Genomic DNA, 20,346 nt, shown 5'->3' with positions numbered 1-20,346 from the left:
AATTTATTCAGTTGCCAAACCCGTTGGAGTATTGAGATAATTTTCAGTCTGACTCTCGCAATATCTTATGAGGTTTCAGTTCATGTCCTGCTGCGCAAGGTGTCTGCGACGCGGGTTTATCATTAACGAATTGTCTTAGTAGTACCGAAAAAATGGCAGAGAAACGCAATATCTTTCTGGTTGGGCCTATGGGTGCCGGAAAAAGCACTATTGGGCGCCAGTTAGCTCAACAACTCAATATGGAATTTTACGATTCTGATCAAGAGATTGAGAAACGAACCGGAGCTGATGTGGGCTGGGTCTTCGATGTAGAAGGTGAAGACGGCTTCCGTGATCGCGAAGAAAAAGTCATCAACGAGTTGACGGAAAAACAGGGTATTGTGCTGGCAACCGGCGGTGGCTCTGTAAAATCACGTGAAACGCGTAACCGTCTCTCCGCGCGTGGCGTCGTGGTGTATCTTGAAACGACAATCGAAAAACAACTTGCGCGTACGCAGCGCGACAAGAAACGCCCGCTGTTGCAGGTAGAAGCTCCGCCTCGTGAAGTTCTGGAAGCGTTGGCCAACGAACGCAATCCTCTGTATGAAGAGATTGCCGACGTGACCATTCGTACCGACGATCAGAGCGCTAAGGTCGTGGCAAACCAGATTATTCATATGCTGGAAAGCAACTGATTCTGGCTTAATACATACTCGGTAAGCGGGTACAAGTAACTAAGGTGGATGTCGCGTCATGGAGAGGATTACAGTTACTCTCGGGGAACGTAGTTACCCTATCACCATCGCGGCTGGTTTGTTTAACGAACCAGCTTCATTCTTACCGCTGAAATCGGGCGATCAGGTTATGTTGGTGACCAACGAAACCCTGGCTCCCCTTTACCTTGATAAGATCCGTAGCGTACTTGAACAGGCGGGGGTTAACGTAGATAGCGTTACCCTGCCCGATGGCGAAAAGTATAAAAGCCTGACGGTACTTGATACGGTTTTCACCGCGTTACTGCAAAAACCGCACGGTCGCGATACCACGCTGGTTGCCCTCGGCGGCGGCGTGATTGGCGACCTTACCGGTTTCGCCGCCGCCAGCTATCAGCGTGGCGTGCGCTTTATCCAGGTCCCGACGACATTGCTGTCGCAGGTCGACTCCTCCGTAGGCGGGAAAACCGCTGTAAACCATCCCCTCGGCAAGAACATGATCGGCGCGTTCTACCAGCCTGCTTCTGTGGTGGTGGATCTCGACTGTCTGAAAACGCTTCCTGCGCGTGAGCTGGCATCGGGTCTGGCGGAAGTGATCAAATACGGCATCATTCTTGACGGTGAATTTTTCACCTGGCTTGAGGACAATCTGGACGCGTTATTACGTCTGGAAGGTCCGGCAATGGCGTACTGTATCCGCCGTTGTTGTGAGCTGAAAGCCGAAGTTGTCGCAGCAGACGAGCGCGAAACGGGCTTACGTGCTTTACTGAATCTGGGACATACCTTTGGTCATGCCATTGAAGCTGAAATGGGTTATGGCAATTGGTTACACGGTGAAGCCGTCGCTGCTGGTATGGTGATGGCGGCGCGCACGTCAGAGCGTCTCGGTCAGTTTAGCGCTGCGGATACGCAACGCATTATTACGCTGCTCCAGCGCGCAGGTCTGCCTGTACACGGGCCGCGTGAGATGTCTGCTCAGGCGTATTTGCCACACATGCTGCGCGATAAGAAAGTCCTGGCGGGCGAGATGCGCTTAGTGCTCCCGCTGGCGATAGGGAAAAGTGAAGTACGCGGCGGAGTGCCGCACGAAATCGTTCTCAGCGCTATTGCTGACTGTCAGCAGGCGTAACAACAAGAAAGGTCGGACTGATACTGCACGGTATTGGTCATTTAAATTCAGGTTAACTGCAACGTCGTAAGCATTAACCTTTGAGTGGGGTGTTAAATGGATGAATTCAAACCAGAAGACGAGCTGAAACCCGATCCCAGCGATCGTCGTACTGGTCGTACTCGTCAATCTTCTGAACGCGATAATGATCCACAGATCAATTTCGATGACGTCGACCTGGATACGGACGATCGTCGTCCAGGGCGTGCGCGAAAGGCGCGTGAGGAAGAGCAGTACAGCGAAGACGATTATGAATCCGATGATGCAGTGGATGAAGAGCGCGTAGAGCGTCGTCCCCGCAAACGTAAGAAAGCCGCCAGCAAACCCGCTTCCCGTCAGTACATCATGATGGGTGTCGGCGTTCTGGTGTTGCTGCTGCTGATCATCGGTATTGGCTCCGCGCTGAAAGCCCCTTCACCCTCCTCTTCCAGCGATCAAACGGCGTCTGCCGAGAAGAACATCGATCTTTCCGGCAATAACGCGACCGATCAGGCGAGCGCCACGCAGCCTGCGCCAGACGCTGAACAGACCGCCGGAAACACGCAGCAGGATGTTTCTCTGCCGCCGATCGCCTCAACGCCAACGCAGGGTCAGGCACCTGCCGCGACCGAAGGCCAACAGCGTGTGGAAGTTCAGGGCGATCTGAACAATGCGCTGACTCAGCCGCAGGGTCAGGAACAGGTTAACAATGTGGTGGCGAACTCCACGCTGCCGACGGAACCAGCCACCGTTGCGCCAATCCGCAACGGCAATGCGCCGCGTCAGACGGCGACGACGCAATCGGGCGAGCGTCAGACCACTACGCGCCCGGAACGTAAGCAGGTTGTGATTGAGCCGAAGAAACCGCAGACCACCGCGAAAGCGACGCCAGTGGAACCGAAGCCGACCACGCAGCCGAAACGTAGCGAACCTGCCGCGCCGGTCGCGACGACGAAAGCGCCAGCAACCTCCGCGCCAGCGGCAACGACCGCGCCGAAAGCCACCGCCAGCACTGCGCCTGCACAAACCGCAGCGCCAGCGCAAACCACAGCGGCAGCCGGCAGTGCGGCTGGTACGAAAAGCACAGGTAACGTGGGTTCGCTGAAGTCTGCGCCTTCCAGCCATTACACCCTGCAACTCAGCAGTTCTTCTAACTACGACAACCTGAACGGTTGGGCGAAGAAAGAAAACCTGAAAAACTATGTGGTGTATCAGACGACGCGTAACGGCCAGCCGTGGTATGTTCTGGTAACGGGTGTGTATGCGTCTAAAGATGATGCCAAACGTGCGGTGTCTACGTTGCCAGCCGATGTGCAGGCGAAAAACCCGTGGGCAAAACCGTTGCATCAGGTGCAGGCCGATCTGAAGTAATAGTCATGTTAAAGCGCAGGATGCTGTCGGAGCTTTCTCCACAGCCGGAGAAGGTGTAATTAGTTAGTCAGCATGAAAAAGAATCGCGCTTTTCTGAAGTGGGCAGGGGGGAAATACCCCCTGCTTGATGACATCAAACGGCATTTACCGAAAGGTGAATGTCTGGTTGAACCCTTTGTGGGTGCCGGGTCGGTGTTTCTTAACACCGACTTTTCTCGTTATATTCTTGCCGATATTAATAGTGACCTTATCAGCCTCTATAACATCGTGAAGTCGCGTACTGAAGAGTATGTGCGGGCTTCCCGCGAGCTGTTTACGCCTGAGACGAATCAGGCCGAGGTTTACTATCAACTCCGTGAAGAGTTCAATACGAGCCGGGAGCCGTTCCGTCGAGCGGTCCTGTTCTTATACCTGAACCGCTATGGTTACAATGGCCTGTGCCGCTATAACTTGCGTGGGGAGTTTAACGTGCCGTTTGGCCGTTACAAAAAGCCCTACTTCCCGGAAACGGAGTTGTACCATTTTGCCAAAAAAGCGCAGAATGCAGAGTTTCATTGCCTTTCGTATGAAGAGTGTATGGATCGTGCTGATAGCAATTCTGTGGTCTATTGCGATCCGCCTTACGCACCGCTTTCTGCGACGGCGAATTTCACCGCTTATCATACCAATAGCTTCAGCCCAAAAGAGCAGGCGCGCCTGGCGGAGATGGCAGAAAAGCTGGTCAGCAAGCGGATCCCGGTGTTAATTTCGAACCATGACACGCCCGATACCCGCGAGTGGTACAAAGCGGCGAAACATTTTCAGGTCAAAGTGCGTCGCAGTATAAGCAGCAATGGCGGCACACGTAAAAAGGTGGACGAACTGCTGGCTCTGTACCAACCAGGAGTCGTAACGCCTGCGAAAAAATAATTCTCAAGGAGAAGCGGATGAAACAGTATTTGATTGCCCCCTCAATTCTGTCGGCTGATTTTGCCCGCCTGGGTGAGGACACCGCGAAAGTGCTGGCTGCTGGTGCGGATGTCGTGCATTTTGACGTCATGGACAACCACTATGTGCCGAACCTGACCATCGGCCCGATGGTGCTGAAATCCCTGCGCAAATACGGTATTACCGCCCCCATCGACGTGCATTTGATGGTGAAGCCGGTTGACCGCATCGTGCCGGATTTCGCCGCAGCGGGCGCCAGCATCATTACGTTTCATCCCGAAGCCTCCGAGCATGTCGATCGTACCTTGCAGCTGATTAAAGAAAACGGCTGTAAAGCGGGTCTGGTGTTTAACCCGGCCACGCCGCTGAGTTATCTGGATTACGTGATGGATAAGCTGGATGTGATCCTGCTGATGTCCGTCAACCCGGGTTTTGGCGGCCAGTCTTTTATTCCGCACACGCTGGAGAAGCTGCGTGAGGTGCGCCGTCGTATTGATGAGTCAGGTTATGACATTCGCCTGGAAGTGGACGGCGGCGTCAAGGTGAACAACATCGGCGAAATCGCCGCGGCGGGCGCAGACATGTTTGTGGCAGGCTCCGCGATTTTCGACCAACCAGACTACAAAAAAGTCATTGATGAAATGCGCAGTGAACTGGCAAAGGTAAGTCATGGATAAATTGCAGGATATTCGGGGTGTCGCCTTTGACCTCGACGGCACGCTGGTCGACAGCGCGCCGGGATTAGCCGCTGCGGTAGATATGGCGTTATACGCGCTGGAACTGCCTACCGCTGGCGAAGATCGCGTAATTACCTGGATTGGTAACGGCGCGGATGTATTGATGGAGCGTGCGCTCGCCTGGGCTCGACAGGAACGCGCTACGTTACGTAAAACAATGGGCAAACCGCCTGTTGATGATGAGATCCCCGCCGAGGAGCAGGTGCGTATTTTGCGTAAGCTGTTCGACCGCTACTATGGCGATGTGGCGGAAGAAGGGACGTTCCTGTTCCCGCACGTAGCCGATACGCTGGGCGCGCTGCATGCCAAAGGGCTGCCGCTTGGACTGGTGACCAATAAGCCGACGCCGTTTGTGGCGCCGCTGCTTGAAGCGCTGGATATCGCCAAATACTTCAGCGTGGTTATTGGCGGCGACGATGTGCAGAACAAAAAGCCGCATCCCGATCCGCTGCTGCTGGTGGCAAAGCGGATGAGCGTCGCGCCTGAACAGATGCTCTTTGTGGGCGATTCGCGTAACGACATTCAGGCTGCAAAAGCGGCTGGCTGCCCGTCGGTCGGCCTCACGTACGGCTACAACTATGGCGAATCAATCGCTCTTAGCCAGCCGGATGTGATTTACGACACTATTAATGACCTTCTGCCCGCTCTCGGGCTTCCGCATAGCGAAAATCAGGAATCGAAAAATGACTAAGCCCATCGTTTTTAGTGGCGCACAGCCCTCAGGTGAATTGACCATTGGCAACTATATGGGTGCGCTGCGTCAGTGGGTGAACATGCAGGATGACTATCATTGCATTTACTGCATCGTTGACCAGCATGCGATCACAGTGCGTCAGGATGCACAGCAGTTGCGTAAGGCGACGCTGGATACGCTGGCGCTCTACCTGGCGTGTGGTATCGATCCTGAGAAAAGCACCATCTTTGTTCAGTCCCATGTGCCGGAGCACGCGCAGCTGGGCTGGGCGCTGAACTGCTACACCTATTTCGGCGAACTGAGCCGGATGACCCAGTTCAAAGACAAATCCGCGCGCTATGCCGAGAACATCAACGCCGGTCTGTTTGATTACCCGGTTCTGATGGCGGCAGACATTTTGCTGTATCAAACGAATCAGGTGCCGGTGGGTGAAGATCAGAAACAGCATCTGGAATTGAGCCGCGACATCGCGCAGCGTTTTAACGCGCTGTATGGCGATATCTTTAACGTTCCTGAGCCGTTTATTCCAAAATCCGGCGCGCGCGTGATGTCACTGCTGGAACCGACCAAAAAGATGTCCAAGTCGGACGATAACCGTAACAACGTCATCGGCCTGCTGGAAGACCCGAAATCGGTGGTGAAAAAAATCAAACGTGCGGTGACGGATTCCGACGAGCCGCCGGTAGTGCGCTACGACATCCAGAATAAAGCGGGGGTGTCTAACCTGCTGGATATCCTCTCCGCCGTAACCGGCCAGAGCATCCCTGAGCTGGAGCAGCATTTCGAAGGCAAGATGTATGGTCATCTGAAAGGTGAAGTGGCTGAAGCCGTTTCCGGTATGCTGACCGAGTTGCAGGAGCGTTATCATCGCTTCCGCAGCGACGAAGCCTTCTTGCAGAAAGTGATGAAAGAAGGGGCGGAAAAAGCCAGCGCCCGTGCTTCCGAAACGCTGAAAGCGGTCTACGAAGCGATCGGCTTTGTCGCCAAGCCGTAATGCGCACCGCGCCGTAGGCCAGATAAGGCGTTTACGCCGCCACCCGGCGTAAACACGGCGAGGCCTACAGTGATGCGACTCCACACATTAAAAAACCGGGGATTTCCCGGTTTTTTTGTCTCTCTGCGTACCCGTGACGAAAAACTGTGAGGCGTCTCGCCGTTTACGCACATCGTCATTGCGCGATATCTTCATTTTAATGAATATATAAATATTCACTTTACTGAAAATTTATGATGCGTCGAACATTTATCAAAAAAGAGGGGGTCGTGCTGACGACCCTGGCCCGCTACCTGCTTGGTGAGAAATGCGGTAACCGTTTGAAAACGATAGATGAACTGGCTAATGAATGCCACTCATCGGTGGGGTTAACGCAGGCCGCATTAAAAACGCTGGAGTCCTCCGGGGCGATCCGTATTGAGCGTCGTGGGCGCAACGGCAGCTTCCTGGTGGAGATGGATAACAAAACGTTGCTGTCGCATGTGGACATCAGCAACGTTGTTTGCGCGATGCCGCTGCCGTACACCCGTCTGTATGAAGGGCTGGCGAGCGGGCTGAAAGCGCAGTTTGAAGGGATTCCATTTTATTACGCGCACATGCGTGGGGCGGATATCCGGGTTGAGTGCCTGCTGAATGGCGTCTACGACATGGCCGTGGTGTCGCGTCTGGCCGCAGAGAGCTACCTGGCGCAAAACGGGTTGCGCATCGCGCTGGAACTGGGGCCCCACACCTATGTCGGCGAGCACCAGTTGATCTGCCGTAAAGGCGAATCCGACCGGGTGAAGCGAGTGGGGCTGGATAACCGTTCGGCAGATCAGAAAATCATGACTGAAGCCTGTTTCGGCAAAAGTGATGTGGAGCTGATAGACCTCTCTTATCACGAAAGTCTTCAGCGCATTGTGAAAGGCGATGTGGATGCGGTGATCTGGAATGTGGTGGCGGAAGCGGAGCTGGCATTGCTGGGGTTAGAAGCGACGCCGCTCACCCGCGATCCCCGATTCTTGCAGGCCACCGAAGCCGTGGTGCTGACCCGGTCGGACGATTACCCGATGCAGCAACTGCTGCGCGCCGTGGTGGACAAACAGGCGCTGCTCGCCCATCAGCAACGTGTGGTCAGCGGTGAACAGGAACCCAGTTACTAAGTTAATCAAAGGCATTGTAAATGGAAAACAGACTCAGCCTGCTGTGTGACGCAGGGGTTATCGACGAAGATATTTGCCGTGGCATGTTGCAGGTCGTCAGACGACTGGACGAGGAGTGGAAGCTGCCGGTGCATACCGAGCAGGGAACGATGGCGATAACCCACATGGCCAGCGCGTTAATGCGTAGTCGCCGGGGAGAGGTGATTGACGCGCTGGATCACGAGCTGCTGGCGGAACTGACGCAATCTCCCCACTGGCCCGCGATTTTGTTGGCGCACCAGGCGCTGCTGGCGGAGTTTACGGTTTCGCTTCATGCCAATGAGGAAGGTTATTTGTTGGCAAATCTATATGGGCTGTGGATGGTGGCGCACGAAGCGTCGTGAGGAACACCGTACATCAACGTACCACACCTTAAATATTCAAAAAAATGAATATTTAATTCAGGGATTAGAAATCGAGGCACAAAGATGTTTATACACGCATTGAAACGCCAGAATCCGGCGCTGATTACCGCCGCGATCCGACTCTGGCAGCAGGGAAGGATCGTCCCGGACAGCTGGGTGATTGATGTTGATCAGGTGCTGGAAAACGGGAAGCGCCTGGTTGATACGGCCCATCAATACGGTATCACGCTGTATCTGATGACAAAACAGCTTGGGCGCAATCCCTGGCTGGCGGAAAAGCTGCTGGCGCTGGGATATGCCGGAATTGTCACGGTGGATTACAAAGAGGCCAGGGTCATGCGCCGCGCCGGATTGCCGGTGGCGCATCAGGGGCATTTAGTGCAGATCCCCTCCCGGCAGATTGACGAAGCGGTGGAGCAAGGGACGGACATTATTACGCTCTTTTCGCTGGAGAAGGCGCGTGAAGTGTCGGCGGCGGCGGTGAAGGCCGGGCGCGTGCAGGCGGTAATGCTGAAGATTTACGGCGAGCAGGATTTTCTTTATCCGGGGCAGGAGAGCGGCTTCCCGCTGGCGCGCCTTGATGACGCGGTGAATGACATTCGCCGTCTGCCGGGGCTCCATGTCACGGGGTTAACGCATTTCCCCTGCCTGCTGTGGGATGACGCATCAGGTGAGACCAGGCCGACGCCCAATCTGCATTCCCTGGTCAAGGCGAGGCAGCAACTGGAAGAACAGGAGATTGCCATTGAGCAGCTTAATGCGCCCTCTGCAACCAGCTGCGCGTCTTTGCCGCTGTTGGCGCGGTATGGCGTCACCCATGCCGAACCGGGCCATGCGCTGACCGGCACCATTCCGTCGAACCAGCAAGGCGATCAGCCTGAACGCATTGCGATGCTCTGGCTGAGTGAAATTTCGCACCATTTTCGTGGCAACAGCTACTGCTATGGCGGCGGCTATTACCGCCGGGGACATGCGCGCAACGCGCTCGTTTTTACGCCGGAAAACGACGTTCCCGCGAAGACGACGCTGGAACCCGTCGATGACAGCAGTATCGACTACTACCTGCCGCTTGCAGGGACGTTTCCGGTGAGCAGCGCCGTGGTGCTCTGTTTTCGTACCCAAATTTTTGTGACGCGCAGTGATGTGGTGCTGGTGTCTGGCATTCAGCGCGGCGCGGCGGAAATCGTCGCCCGTTATGACAGTCTCGGAAACGTACTGGAGGCGTAATGGCTCGTTTTGTGGTGCTGGTGATTGATAGCTTCGGCGTCGGCGCAATGAAGGATGTGGCGGAGGTTCGTCCGCAGGATGTCGGGGCGAATACCTGCGGACATATTCTGCGTCAGCTCCCGCAGCTACATCTGCCGACGCTGGAGAAGCTGGGGCTGATTAACGCGCTGGGCTATGCGCCAGGCGTTATGGCTCCCTCGGCATCGGCAGTGTGGGGGATCGCGGAATTGCAGCATGAAGGAGGGGATACCTTCATGGGGCATCAGGAGATTTTAGGCACGCGTCCGCAGGCGCCGCTGCGTATGCCGTTTAGCGAGGTGATTGATCGCGTTGAGCTGGCGCTGAAGGCGGCGGGCTGGCAGGTAGAGCGACGTGGCGGCGAACTGGCGTTTCTGTGGGTCAATGAGTCGGTGGCGATAGGCGATAACCTCGAAGCGGATTTAGGGCAGGTTTACAACATTACCGCCAACCTTTCCGCCATCGCCTTTGACGAGGTGCTGAAGATTGGCCGCATTGTGCGTGAACACGCGCAGGTGGGGCGCGTCATTGCATTCGGCGGCACGCTTCACGACAGCCAGCGGATTCTGGACGCCGCAGAAACGAAAGAGGGGCGTTTTATTGGCATCAATGCGCCGCGATCTGGCGCATATGAGAGCGGTTTTCAGGTTGTTCATATGGGCTATGGCGTGGATGAGCGGGTTCAGGCACCGCAAAAACTGCATGAGGTTGGCGTGCCGACCGTGCTGATCGGCAAAGTGGCGGATATCGTGGCGAACCCTCACGGACGTAGCTGGCAAAACCTGGTGGACAGCCAGCGCATCATGGATATCACGCGCGATGAATTCAGTGCCGCCCGGCACGCGTTTATCTGCACCAACATCCAGGAAACCGATCTGGCGGGACACGCCCAGGATGTCGCACGTTATGCGGAACGTTTGCAGGTGGTTGACCGTAATCTTGCGCGGCTGACAAGCGAGATGACACCCGATGATTGTCTGCTGGTGATGGCCGACCACGGCAACGATCCGACGATAGGTCACAGTCACCATACCCGTGAAAGAGTGCCGATTCTGGTCTACCGGCAGGGGCTGAAGCCTGTTCAGTTAGGCCTTCGCACCACGCTGTCGGATGTGGGCGCGACGGTCTGTGAGTTCTTTGGCGCGCCCGCGCCACAAAACGGCACCTCTTTCTTTTCGTCATTACAGCTCACAGGAGACGCCGTATGAATTTTGATACGTCAGGCTACACCTGGGCCCATGAGCATCTGCACATCGATCTCTCCGGGTTCAAAAATAACCTCGACTGCCGGTTAGATCAGTACGATCTCATTTGTCAGGAGATGAAAGATCTGCGGGCGTTGGGCGTGCGCAACATCATTGAAATGACCAACCGCTATATGGGGCGCAACCCGCAATTCATGCTCGATTTGATGCGGGATAGCGGGATAAACGTGGTGGCCTGTACGGGTTACTACCAGGACGCATTTTTCCCTGAGCATGTCGCGACCCGCAGCGTGGAGCAGCTTGCGCAGGAGATGATCGATGAAATTGTCATCGGTATTGATAACACGACGCTGAAAGCCGGAATTATTGCGGAAATCGGCTCCAGTGAAGGAGTGATTACGCCGCTGGAAGAGAAGGTGTTTATCGCCGCTGCGCGCGCCCACAATGAAACCGGACGCCCCATCTCTACCCATACCTCGTTCAGTACGATGGGGCTGGAGCAACTGGCCTTGTTGCAGGCGCAGGGCGTCGATCTCTCCCGCGTGGTGATTGGTCATTGCGATCTGAAAGATAACCTCAACGGCATTTTGCAGATGATCGATCTCGGCGCGTACGTGCAGTTCGACACCATCGGCAAAAACAACTACTACCCGGATGAAAAGCGCATCGACATGCTGAATGCGCTGCGCCAGCGTGGTTTGCTCAACCGCGTGATGCTTTCGATGGATATTACCCGCCGCTCCCATCTAAAAGCCAATGGCGGCAATGGCTACGACTACCTGTTAACCACCTTTATCCCACAGCTGCGCCAGTCAGGATTCAGTCAGGCCGATGTGGACACGATGTTGCGTGATAACCCCTCACAATTTTTCCAATAAGGACAGAAAGATGAAAAAGATTGGTGTTGCTGGCTTACAGCGTGAGCAGATTAAAAAAACCATCGAGACCGTGGCGCCCGGCTGCTTTGACGTGTCCATTCACAACGATATGGACGCGGCGATGAAAGTGAAGTCCGGGCAACTGGATTATTACATCGGCGCGTGTAATACCGGCGCTGGCGCGGCGTTGTCGATAGCGATTGCGGTGATTGGCTACAACAAAAGCTGCACCATCGCTAAGCCGGGTATTAAAGCGAAAGACGAGCATATCGCAAAGATGGTCGCGGAAGGGAAAGTGGCGTTTGGCCTCTCCGTCGAACATGTTGAGCATGCGATTCCCATGCTGGTTAACCACTTGAAATAAAAGGCATGCTTATGGAGCTGTATATTCAGATTCTGGTGGTGGCTTGCCTGACGGGGATGACGTCGCTACTGGCGCATCGATCAGCCGCCGTTTTCCATGACGGGATTCGCCCGATCTTACCGCAGCTGATCGAAGGCTATATGAACCGCCGGGAGGCGGGGAGTATCGCGTTTGGTTTGAGTATCGGTTTTGTGGCGTCGGTGGGGATCTCATTTACCCTCAAAACGGGGCTGCTTAACGCCTGGCTGCTGTTTTTACCTACCGATATTCTTGGCGTACTGGCGATCAATAGCCTGTTGGCGTTTGGGCTTGGTGCCGCCTGGGGCGTGCTGATTCTGACCTGTCTGCTGCCGGTGAACCATCTGCTTACCGCCTTGCCGGTTGACGTGCTGGGGAGCCTTGGCGAGCTGAGTTCCCCGGTTGTCGCCGGTTTTGCGCTGTTCCCGCTGGTGGCGATTTTTTATCAATTCGGCTGGAAACACAGTCTTATCGCTGCGGTTGTGGTGCTGATGGCGCGTGTCCTGGTGGTGCGCTACTTCCCGCACCTGAACCCGGAATCGATTGAGATTTTTATCGGCATGGTGATGCTGCTGGCGATTGCGATTACGCACGACCTGCGCCACCGTGGCGATGAGGAGATGGATACCAGTGGGTTATCCGTCTTTGAGGAGCGCACCTCCCGTATTATTAAAAACTTACCGTATATCGCGATCGTCGGCGCGTTGATTGCGGCGGTTGCCAGTATGAATATTTTTGCCGGCAGCGAGGTGTCGATCTTTACCCTTGAGAAAGCCTATTCTGCTGGCGTTACGCCTGAAGAGTCGCAGACCTTGCTTCATCAGGCGGCGCTGGCGGAGTTCATGCGCGGGCTTGGCTTCGTGCCGATGATCGCCACAACGGCGCTGGCGACGGGCGTGTATGCGGTGGCCGGTTTTACCTTTGTGTATTCCGTGGGCTATCTGGCGCCGAATCCGTGGATTGCCGCCATCCTGGGGGCGGTCGTGATTTCTGCGGAAGTGCTGCTGTTGCGCTCGATTGGGAAGTGGCTTGGACGCTACCCGTCGGTGCGCAATGCGTCGGACAATATCCGTAACGCGATGAATATGCTGATGGAAACCGCGCTACTGATCGGCTCTATTTTTGCGGCGATCAAGATGGCGGGTTATACCGGATTCTCGATTGCGATTGCTATCTACTTCCTCAACGAGTCGCTGGGGCGCCCGGTGCAGAAGATGGCCGCGCCGGTCGTGGCCGTGATGATTACCGGTATCTTGTTGAATATTCTCTACTGGTTCGGTCTGTTTATTCCGGCCTGAGGAGGCGTCTAAATGAAAACCTTCCCCCTGCAAAGCCTGACGCTCGCCGAGGCGCAGCAGAAGCAGTTTGCGCTGGTGGACACGGTGTGTCGTTATTTCCCAGGCGCGGATTTTTTAAAGGGTGGCGATCTGGGATTAAGTCCGGGGCTTAACCAGCCGGGAACCACCCGGCAAGTGGAAAAGGTGCTGGCGGAGGCGTTTCATGCTGAGGACGCGGTGCTGGTGCAGGGCGCGGGAACCGGCGCGATTCGGGCCGGGCTGGCCGCGCTGCTGAAACCGGGGCAACGCCTTCTGGTGCATGATGCGCCGGTTTATCCCACAACGCAGGGGATCGTCGAGCAGATGGGGATTGTGCTTGTCAGAGCGGATTTCAACGATCTGGCGACGATAGCGCAGGTTATCGCAGAGCATCGTCCCCATGCGGCGCTGGTGCAACATACGCGTCAGCAACCGCAGGATTGCTATTCTCTGGCCGGGGTGCTGGCGGAGCTTGCGCGATGCGGCGTCCCCACGCTGACCGACGATAATTATGCGGTGATGAAAGTGGCGCGTATTGGCTGTGAATGTGGGGCCACGCTGTCCACGTTTTCCTGTTTTAAACTCTTCGGGCCTGAAGGCACCGGCGCGGTGGTGGGGGAGGCGGAAGCCATCGCCAGAATACGTGCGACGATGTATTCCGGCGGCAGCCAGATTCAGGGCGCGCAGGCGCTGGCGGTGCTTCGTGGCCTGGTTTTCGCGCCAGTGATGCACGCTGTGCAGGCAGGGGTGACGGAACGTTTACTCGCCTTGTTGAACAGCGGGACCGTGCCGGAAGTGAAGCAGGCGGTGATTGCGAATGCGCAATCGAAAGTGTTGATTGTGGAGTTTCACCAGCCCGTTGCCGAAAAGGTGTTGGAGGAGGCGCAAAAGCGCGGGGCGTTGCCTTACCCGGTAGGCGCGGAGTCCAAGTATGAAATCCCGCCATTGTTTTATCGCCTTTCCGGTACGTTTCGTGCGGCCCGTCCGGGTCTGGCGCGTTATGCGATTCGTATTAATCCCAACCGCAGCGGCGAAGAAACGGTGTTACGTATTTTGCGGGAAAGCCTGTGTGCCTGATGGCACAACACCGTAGGCCGGATAAGGCGTTTACGCCGCCATCCGGCGCGTATGTGTGCACGGAAGCCTGATGGCGCTGCGCTTATCAGGCCTACAATGATACATATGAAAAAACCGGGGAATCCCCGGTTTTTTTGTATCGTGCGACAACGGTTTCGATTATTGATCCGCGGCCGGGCCGCAACCACCAATAATTTTTGAAATAGAAATTGCCGGGTGAAGTAAATAATCGTAACTGCAATCATTCTTTTTGTTTTCGATATGACCCGTACACGCGGTGAGCGTAGCCAGCATCCCTGCCACAACGGCAATCTTTGCAATTTTAAACATGACAAAATCCTTGTAAATAAAACAATTTTAATTGTATGAGATAAATGGAAAAATCCATTTTGCGGACGTTACCATATCAATTAATAAGGGAGCGAGGTAGTCCAGATAAGGACTTCTTATTCTGCGGATAATATGCTTTGCGTAGATTCAGCATAATAAAAAACGGCCTGGAGATGATGTATATTCTCCAGGCCGTGGCGTTTATTTAATTAACGGAATGTTTTCTTAAAGTTCAGCATAAAGCCTTTATCGCTGATGCCATCTTCTTTCCACTGATAAGCGTCGAGATGCAGGCTGCTGTCCTGGGCGCTGTACTTCACGCCCATCGTTGCCAGACCGTTCAGACCGCCGCCTTTCTGGCCGTCGTCAACGCTAAAGCGCTGGTCGCTTGCACCCGCCAGCGTGGCGCTACGCTGGCTTTTCGTGTAGCTCAGGTTCGGGCCGCCTTCCAGCGTGGCGCTTGCGCTCCAGCCGTTTTCCCCGGCGTAGTCCATTTTCAGGCCAAGCACGGAATCTACGGCCGTTTCGCTGCCGCTGTTCATCGACAGGTTGAAGTCCCCGGCGCTGCGCTCTTTGTAACCTTCTTCCATTGTGTGACGCAGCTTAACGCCCGCATACGGCGTGATTTTCAGCGCATCGTCCATCAGGTTAAAGGTTTTTGCCCCTTCGCTGCGGAACTCCATGTACTGCTGACGGGCGTCAGAATCCGCCACTTTATTGACATCGCCATAGGCGACAGAGCGGCTGCTGTCGAGGTTATGCACGTCATAACGCAGGCTGTTGTTCCAGGCCAGACCCTCATTAAAGGTCATGCTGTGCTTCAGGCCGAAGAACTGGCTGTAGCCGCCGGTCACTCCGTTGTCGCCCGCTTTCTGCGAACCGTCGCCGTCCAGACGCGCAATACCGTATTCCAGCGTCAGGTTCTGGCTGGCGGTCAGATCCAGCGTCTGGCGCAGCGCCAGCATGTCGTACTGGGTGTCGTTACCCAGTTCGGCACGCGGATCGCCTTTCGCCATCACGTTGAACGCCAGACCGTCTTTCACCTGCGGCGCGGCGTCCGCCAGCATCGTAAAGCGATTGCTGAGTACGCGGGCTTCGCGGAAGACGGTGTTCGCCTGGCTGCCGCTGACCTGTTTCAGGGCGTTGTTCAGCTCTGCGGTCGTGCCAACGTTCAGGCTGTTGTACAGCTCATTGTTGGTATACCCGGCGTCCAGCGCCTGTGCGACGTCGCTGACGGAACTCTCCGTCGCCACATCCGCATAGGCGTTTTTGGTCATGGTGATGTCAACGTTGCCGTCGCCGTCGGTGCTGCCCTGGGCGTTCCACACCACGCTGGTGGAGGTGATATTGTCCGCGCCCTGGATATTACTGCCGGTAAAGGCGTTATCGACCACGACGGTGGTCTCTGCCGTACCTGCGGTAAAGCCGGTATTCACCTTCACGTCGTCGCCAATCACCAGGTTATTCGCTTTCAGCGTACCGGAACTGCCGTCGGCATTGGTGCCCACAATGTAGTTGCTTAACATCTGCGGCGCGTTCGGATCGGCCGGAGGCGCTGGAATATCACCCTGCGTCGGCGCGACAATCGCATCCGGGATCACGATATCCGCCGTACCGTTGTGATCGTCCTGCGTACCCGTAGTGCCAGGGGCGTAGATGCCGCAGCCGGTGTCGCACAGCAGATTCACTTCGCCATTATTGATGATGGTTTTGCTCTGGCCGCCAAACGCGTAAGAGTCATTCGCGTACACGTTGATCACGCCATCGGCGGTGTTGTTGATGGTGGTGGCGTTGCCGTTGCCTTTGATGCCGATAAGTCCGGTGCCGTTGGTTCCGTCTATTTGCCCCTGTTCGGTGCCGACGTTGATGGTGCCGCTGTTGACCAGGTCGATGATATAACTGCTGGTGCCGCCGCTGATCGCCACGGCATTGTCGCCCTGGACATTAATAGTCCCTTCGTTGCCAAAGCTATAGCCACGGCTGAGGTTGATCAGGGGGGCGTCCGGGTTAATACCATTAATCACGCCGGTTTCCGTGTTCCAGATCCACATCGGGGAGTTGCTGGCATTCGCGGTGGTGATGGCGCTGTAACCGTTGGTGGCGGTAATGGTGCCGCTGTTCACCTGAGCGATGGAACTGCTGGTACGCGTCATGTTGATGATGGTGTTTTCGCCGCCTTCTACCGCGCTGCCGCTGTTGGTAAGCGTTGCGCCTTCCTGGTTATAAAACGCAAAGCTGCCGTTGATGAGCGATTTGCCATCTTCCGCCACCGTCATATTGCCGGTATTGACGACTTCCTGGGCGTAAGAGGTTCCTGCAATTGAGCCGGTAAAGCTGCCCTCGTTGAACAGGGTGATATCGCCATTAAGCGTCAGGAGGTCAGTGGTCAGGCTGCCGTCTGCGCGGTTGAACAGGCTGTGATACGTTGTGATCGTATCGGCATGCATCGTCCCGTGGTTTTCCATATTGCCAGCGTTATTAATCGCCATATCGCCGTTGACGGTCAGCGTGGCGCCTGCTTCGTTGTACAGCCAGCCGCTAACATCGAGATCGCCGTTCAGCGTTTCATTGCCGTAATTCGCCAGCGCTCCGGTGGTGAAAAAGCCCGCTTCTGACGTTTGGCTATCGCTGTCGCCGCTGCCGGGCAGCGACCGTATCCAGATTTTGTCGGTTGGCATGGAACCCATATGTGGGTCGTTTTCGTCCATCGGGCTGCCGTTCAGGTTGATGGCGCCGTTATTGATGATGTAGCTGTTGCTGTCGCTAAGGAACGCCTGACCGTAGTCGGCATCAATATTGATGGTGCCGGTGGTGTCGTTCACGACGGTGCCGCCGTTTAATGCGGCCATCCCCACCAGTTGGTTTTCCTCGCCGGTCACACCTTCATCAGCGGTCAGCGTAATAGTACCCTGGTTAACGGCCGTGCCGCCGCTGAGCGCCATCATACCGAACCCGGCGTTGTTGACGGTGATGGTGCCGGTGTTGATGGCTGTGGCGTCACCGTAGCCGATGTCTGAGGAACCGGCAACCATTGCCGAGCTGGTCAAATAGAGGTATGTCGGCTGCCAGTAGTCTGTGCTGATGATATTGTTTTCATCGTCCAGCGTCGGGATAAAACCGTCCAGATAAATATCGCCTTCGTTTAACGCCGTCCCTACACTGGCACTGACGCCATATGCTCCCGCGCCCTGTAAATGGACGGTCGCTCCTTTATCATTAACGACGCTGCCGCCCTGGGTCGCCAGCATGGCGTAAAGCGTGTGGGTATACCATCTTTCCGGGTAGATATTGATACCGTTAATGAACTCTGGCGTTTGGTTAGAAAAGAGGGTGATATCGGCCCCTGCTTTGTTGTGTACGACCGTATCTTCGCCATTTGCACGGGTGATGGCAGAACGGTCATCTCCGGTATCGCCACTGCTTCCGTAGATGAGAATATTGCCACTGTTGCTCGCTTCCGCTCCCTTATCGGCAAGGAGAACGTTGACTGTTCCGTGGGTGGTAATATCGCCCTGATTTTCAATTGTCGAGCCCTGGCCATGAGCTGACAGCAGGGCATTACTTCCGGTGGAGTAATTTAAGTTCAGATAATCGGCGTTCACTTCAATCGTGGCGTCATCGGTAATGAGCAGAGAGCCGCCATTATTAACGTTTGCCAGCGTGGCCTGGCCACCTGTGATAGTGGTCATATCCACGGTAGATTTACCGCTTAGCGTTAACGTGTTGTCACCATCAATATTGATACCGATAGCTTCAGAGCCAATAGACGCTTCGTTTTGGGAAAAGTCGATGTTTATACCACCGGCGACATTCACGGCGTTACCGCTGCCGCTGATATTGAGGCCGGTAACGCTCGCATACCCAGAGCTGACATCAGAACTGTCAAGATGGATATTCATCGCGCCATCCAGATTGACCGTATTTTGATTGCCGTTGACGGTAATGCCTTGTAACTGCTCATCGCTTTTAATTTGAGCGTCTTGCGCGTAACCAGCCTCGATGTTCACATTACCCAGAATGGTTGTCGTATTCGTGTCGCCAGAAACGTTAAGACCGGTTGCCCCACGAAATACGCCGCTGCTGTCCTGAGCCGCAGTCACGTTAATATCGCCCGTCAGACTGACCTGCGATTCAGTACCGCTGATCAGCGTTCCCGTACCGTTAAGGCTGGTGTTGATATTACCTTTGTTGTTGAAGGTGTTTTGTGTACCGGCAACAACGAAGCCGACTGAGCCGTCGTTACGCACGGTGGTGGTGCCGCTGTTTATGAGTTCGCTTTCTTCGCCGTTGATGGTCAGGCCCGTCGCGCCATTCATAACCAACAGGTCGCCATTCTGCGTCATGTCAGCGTTATTGCCCGTAATGGTGGCGATTGTTGAGCCAGCGCCGTCGACGGCCATATTGCCGGTATTGAGTACGCGGGCGTTGTCGCCATCAATGCGCACGCCTGTCGCGCCATCGGCGATGAGCTGATCACCTTCATTAATCACCAGCGCATGATCGCCCTCAATGTACAACCCCGTAGAGCCGGCACCGCGGGTTGTCGAATGGCCTTTGTTATCGACGATAGCATCGTCACCGGTGATTTTGGCCCCGGTGCCGCCGTCAGAAACGTTTAATTCCCCTTCGTTGATGAGGCGAATGTTATTGCCGTTAATGATGGAACCGGTAGAACCTGCGCCGCTAATGCTGGAAGTCCCCGCATTATCAATGAGGGTGTTATCACCATCGATAACGATGCCCGTACCGCCGCCGCTGATGGTGATATCGCCGGAGAGTGAGGTTGAGGTGCCATTACCGGAAATTAACGCCCCGGTAGCGCCATCTACCGTACTTTTGCCTGAAATAGCGTTAGTGGTGCCGTCGCCGCTAATAACCAGGCCAACTGCGCCATTGGTTACGGTGGAATCCCCGTTCAGCGTATTACGGGTGTTATCGCCCGAGATAATGACGCCGGTACGATTTTTCCCGCCGATATCCAGTTCGCGATCGGTGGTGTGCGTCTTGCCGTCTCCGGTGACAACCTGAGTATTGTTATCCGCGAGGATCAGATAGCCCCGGCTGTCGTACTTCCAGTAAAAGCCGTTGGCCTGAGCGCCTTCAATCACGGCCGCGTTGCTGTCGGTAACGTTCCAGCCGGAAATCGCCAGCGTTTTGCCGTCCTGGGTGGTTAACTGCCACTGCGCGTCTTGTTCGGAATAACTGAGCGTGGCTTCGCCGAGGTGCTCGCCGTTATCCAGCTTGATGTCGTCGAAGTGCAGGGTGTCTGTGCCTTTATCCAGCGTCACCTGATTGCTGAAGGTCGTCACGGACGTGTCGTCAGGCGGTACTGGCGTATCACCGCCATCATCGGGCGGTGTGACGTCGCCGCCATCATCGGGAGGCGTTGGGGTGACATCTCCGCCGTCATCCGGCGGCGTTGGGGTAACGTCGCCCCCGTCGTCTGGCGGGACTGGCGTTGTTGAATGGTGGTGAGAGTCGCCGTCGCTGTGATTGCCAATGGCGATGCCCGCCGCCAGAGCCGCTACGCCGCTGGCGACCCATGCCCAATGGTTATCCTGCCCGGCTTCTGCCGTCAGACATTTCGCCGGTAACTTATTGCGTTCCGCCTGAGATAACGACGAAATATTTACCGGACATTCTTTCTCATCTTCTGTATTCTCTGCCGCAATTGCCGGGCAGTAATATGTTTGCAGTGCAATCGCAATACCCACTGCAAGGAGTTTTTTCCTTTGCATAAACATAGTTGCCATCCTGTAAATAAAATAAGAAATATAAGGCGGCCCTGACAGACAACCTTTATTT

Annotated in this window: 17 protein-coding genes; 15 read left to right on the top strand and 2 right to left on the bottom strand. The window is 55.4% G+C overall.

All coding sequences use genetic code 11. The annotated features are described in order from the left end of the window. Positions 1-152 precede the first annotated feature (152 nt). From aroK to OGX75_RS01570, 15 genes are all read left to right on the top strand, one after another. A complete protein-coding gene (aroK, locus tag OGX75_RS01640) occupies positions 153-674 on the top strand; it encodes a shikimate kinase AroK (RefSeq protein WP_012135498.1) in 522 nt (173 codons plus the stop codon). A 58-nt stretch (positions 675-732) separates the two neighbouring features. Next, entirely contained in the window at positions 733-1,821 is a 1,089-nt protein-coding gene (gene aroB / locus OGX75_RS01635) for a 3-dehydroquinate synthase (RefSeq protein WP_012135497.1), read from the top strand. Positions 1,822-1,917: 96 nt separating this feature from the next. Further along, positions 1,918-3,210 (top strand): cell division protein DamX, encoded by a 1,293-nt coding sequence (damX, locus tag OGX75_RS01630; protein ID WP_134768984.1) that lies wholly within the window; start codon positions 1,918-1,920, stop codon positions 3,208-3,210. Positions 3,211-3,282: 72 nt separating this feature from the next. Next, a complete protein-coding gene (gene dam / locus OGX75_RS01625) occupies positions 3,283-4,119 on the top strand; it encodes an adenine-specific DNA-methyltransferase (RefSeq protein WP_012135494.1) in 837 nt (278 codons plus the stop codon). A gap of 17 nt (positions 4,120-4,136) precedes the next feature. Next, positions 4,137-4,814, top strand: coding sequence for a ribulose-phosphate 3-epimerase (rpe, locus tag OGX75_RS01620; protein ID WP_012135493.1), 678 nt, complete (start codon positions 4,137-4,139; stop codon positions 4,812-4,814). Continuing rightward, complete coding sequence (gene gph / locus OGX75_RS01615) at positions 4,807-5,565, top strand: phosphoglycolate phosphatase (protein ID WP_115181039.1); 759 nt, start codon at positions 4,807-4,809, stop codon at positions 5,563-5,565. Before rpe ends, gph begins: the two co-directional genes overlap by 8 nt. Continuing rightward, on the top strand, positions 5,558-6,562 hold the full coding sequence (trpS, locus tag OGX75_RS01610) for a tryptophan--tRNA ligase (protein ID WP_012135491.1): 1,005 nt from the start codon (positions 5,558-5,560) through the stop codon (positions 6,560-6,562). Before gph ends, trpS begins: the two co-directional genes overlap by 8 nt. A 236-nt stretch (positions 6,563-6,798) precedes the next feature. Continuing rightward, a complete protein-coding gene (gene yhfZ, locus OGX75_RS01605) occupies positions 6,799-7,704 on the top strand; it encodes a GntR family transcriptional regulator YhfZ (protein ID WP_024131011.1) in 906 nt (301 codons plus the stop codon). 20 nt (positions 7,705-7,724) lie between these two features. Continuing rightward, complete coding sequence (locus tag OGX75_RS01600; RefSeq protein WP_134768985.1) at positions 7,725-8,087, top strand: PRD domain-containing protein; 363 nt, start codon at positions 7,725-7,727, stop codon at positions 8,085-8,087. A gap of 84 nt (positions 8,088-8,171) precedes the next feature. After that, the gene (locus tag OGX75_RS01595) at positions 8,172-9,335 is read left to right on the top strand and encodes a YhfX family PLP-dependent enzyme (RefSeq protein WP_071259375.1); all 1,164 of its coding nucleotides are present in this window, start codon (positions 8,172-8,174) and stop codon (positions 9,333-9,335) included. Then, positions 9,335-10,561, top strand: coding sequence for a phosphopentomutase (locus OGX75_RS01590; RefSeq protein ID WP_286450960.1), 1,227 nt, complete (start codon positions 9,335-9,337; stop codon positions 10,559-10,561). Before OGX75_RS01595 ends, OGX75_RS01590 begins: the two co-directional genes overlap by 1 nt. After that, positions 10,558-11,436 (top strand): phosphotriesterase-related protein, encoded by an 879-nt coding sequence (locus OGX75_RS01585; protein WP_134768988.1) that lies wholly within the window; start codon positions 10,558-10,560, stop codon positions 11,434-11,436. The genes OGX75_RS01590 and OGX75_RS01585 overlap by 4 nt, the downstream gene beginning before the upstream one ends. A 10-nt stretch (positions 11,437-11,446) precedes the next feature. Then, positions 11,447-11,800, top strand: a complete 354-nt coding sequence (locus OGX75_RS01580) for a DUF2620 domain-containing protein (protein ID WP_047460736.1) — start codon at positions 11,447-11,449, stop codon at positions 11,798-11,800. 11 nt (positions 11,801-11,811) lie between these two features. Beyond that, a complete protein-coding gene (locus OGX75_RS01575; protein WP_024131010.1) occupies positions 11,812-13,116 on the top strand; it encodes a YhfT family protein in 1,305 nt (434 codons plus the stop codon). A 12-nt stretch (positions 13,117-13,128) separates the two neighbouring features. Further along, positions 13,129-14,211 carry an aminotransferase class I/II-fold pyridoxal phosphate-dependent enzyme gene (locus OGX75_RS01570; protein WP_049011735.1) on the top strand — a complete coding sequence of 361 codons (1,083 nt, stop codon included), beginning with the start codon at positions 13,129-13,131 and terminating at the stop codon, positions 14,209-14,211. Positions 14,212-14,370: 159 nt separating this feature from the next. Here OGX75_RS01570 and OGX75_RS01565 read toward each other — a convergent pair whose 3' ends face one another. Together OGX75_RS01565 and OGX75_RS01560 are read right to left on the bottom strand one after the other, a co-directional pair. After that, on the bottom strand, positions 14,371-14,541 hold the full coding sequence (locus OGX75_RS01565) for a YhfL family protein (RefSeq protein ID WP_012135480.1): 171 nt from the start codon (positions 14,539-14,541) through the stop codon (positions 14,371-14,373). A gap of 209 nt (positions 14,542-14,750) precedes the next feature. Then, on the bottom strand, positions 14,751-20,279 hold the full coding sequence (locus OGX75_RS01560; protein ID WP_286451056.1) for a pectate lyase-fold domain-containing protein: 5,529 nt from the start codon (positions 20,277-20,279) through the stop codon (positions 14,751-14,753). Between the last annotated feature and the right edge of the window lie 67 nt (positions 20,280-20,346).

The sequence above is a fragment of the Citrobacter sp. CK199 genome, from assembly GCF_030333285.1.
GTDB lineage: Bacteria > Pseudomonadota > Gammaproteobacteria > Enterobacterales > Enterobacteriaceae > Citrobacter_B > Citrobacter_B koseri.
The sequence above is the reverse complement of the archived record's forward strand: the minus strand, read 5'-3'. Positions and strand labels throughout refer to the sequence as shown.

Bases quoted from the DNA above. Each gene is read 5' to 3' on its own strand.
- aroK (WP_012135498.1), top strand. From the start codon at position 153: ATGGCAGAGAAACGCAATATCTTTCTGGTTGGGCCTATGGGTGCCGGA.
- aroB (WP_012135497.1), top strand. From the start codon at position 733: ATGGAGAGGATTACAGTTACTCTCGGGGAACGTAGTTACCCTATCACC.
- damX (WP_134768984.1), top strand. From the start codon at position 1,918: ATGGATGAATTCAAACCAGAAGACGAGCTGAAACCCGATCCCAGCGAT.
- dam (WP_012135494.1), top strand. From the start codon at position 3,283: ATGAAAAAGAATCGCGCTTTTCTGAAGTGGGCAGGGGGGAAATACCCC.
- rpe (WP_012135493.1), top strand. From the start codon at position 4,137: ATGAAACAGTATTTGATTGCCCCCTCAATTCTGTCGGCTGATTTTGCC.
- gph (WP_115181039.1), top strand. From the start codon at position 4,807: ATGGATAAATTGCAGGATATTCGGGGTGTCGCCTTTGACCTCGACGGC.
- trpS (WP_012135491.1), top strand. From the start codon at position 5,558: ATGACTAAGCCCATCGTTTTTAGTGGCGCACAGCCCTCAGGTGAATTG.
- yhfZ (WP_024131011.1), top strand. From the start codon at position 6,799: ATGCGTCGAACATTTATCAAAAAAGAGGGGGTCGTGCTGACGACCCTG.
- OGX75_RS01600 (WP_134768985.1), top strand. From the start codon at position 7,725: ATGGAAAACAGACTCAGCCTGCTGTGTGACGCAGGGGTTATCGACGAA.
- OGX75_RS01595 (WP_071259375.1), top strand. From the start codon at position 8,172: ATGTTTATACACGCATTGAAACGCCAGAATCCGGCGCTGATTACCGCC.
- OGX75_RS01590 (WP_286450960.1), top strand. From the start codon at position 9,335: ATGGCTCGTTTTGTGGTGCTGGTGATTGATAGCTTCGGCGTCGGCGCA.
- OGX75_RS01585 (WP_134768988.1), top strand. From the start codon at position 10,558: ATGAATTTTGATACGTCAGGCTACACCTGGGCCCATGAGCATCTGCAC.
- OGX75_RS01580 (WP_047460736.1), top strand. From the start codon at position 11,447: ATGAAAAAGATTGGTGTTGCTGGCTTACAGCGTGAGCAGATTAAAAAA.
- OGX75_RS01575 (WP_024131010.1), top strand. From the start codon at position 11,812: ATGGAGCTGTATATTCAGATTCTGGTGGTGGCTTGCCTGACGGGGATG.
- OGX75_RS01570 (WP_049011735.1), top strand. From the start codon at position 13,129: ATGAAAACCTTCCCCCTGCAAAGCCTGACGCTCGCCGAGGCGCAGCAG.
- OGX75_RS01565 (WP_012135480.1), bottom strand. From the start codon at position 14,541: ATGTTTAAAATTGCAAAGATTGCCGTTGTGGCAGGGATGCTGGCTACG.
- OGX75_RS01560 (WP_286451056.1), bottom strand. From the start codon at position 20,279: ATGCAAAGGAAAAAACTCCTTGCAGTGGGTATTGCGATTGCACTGCAA.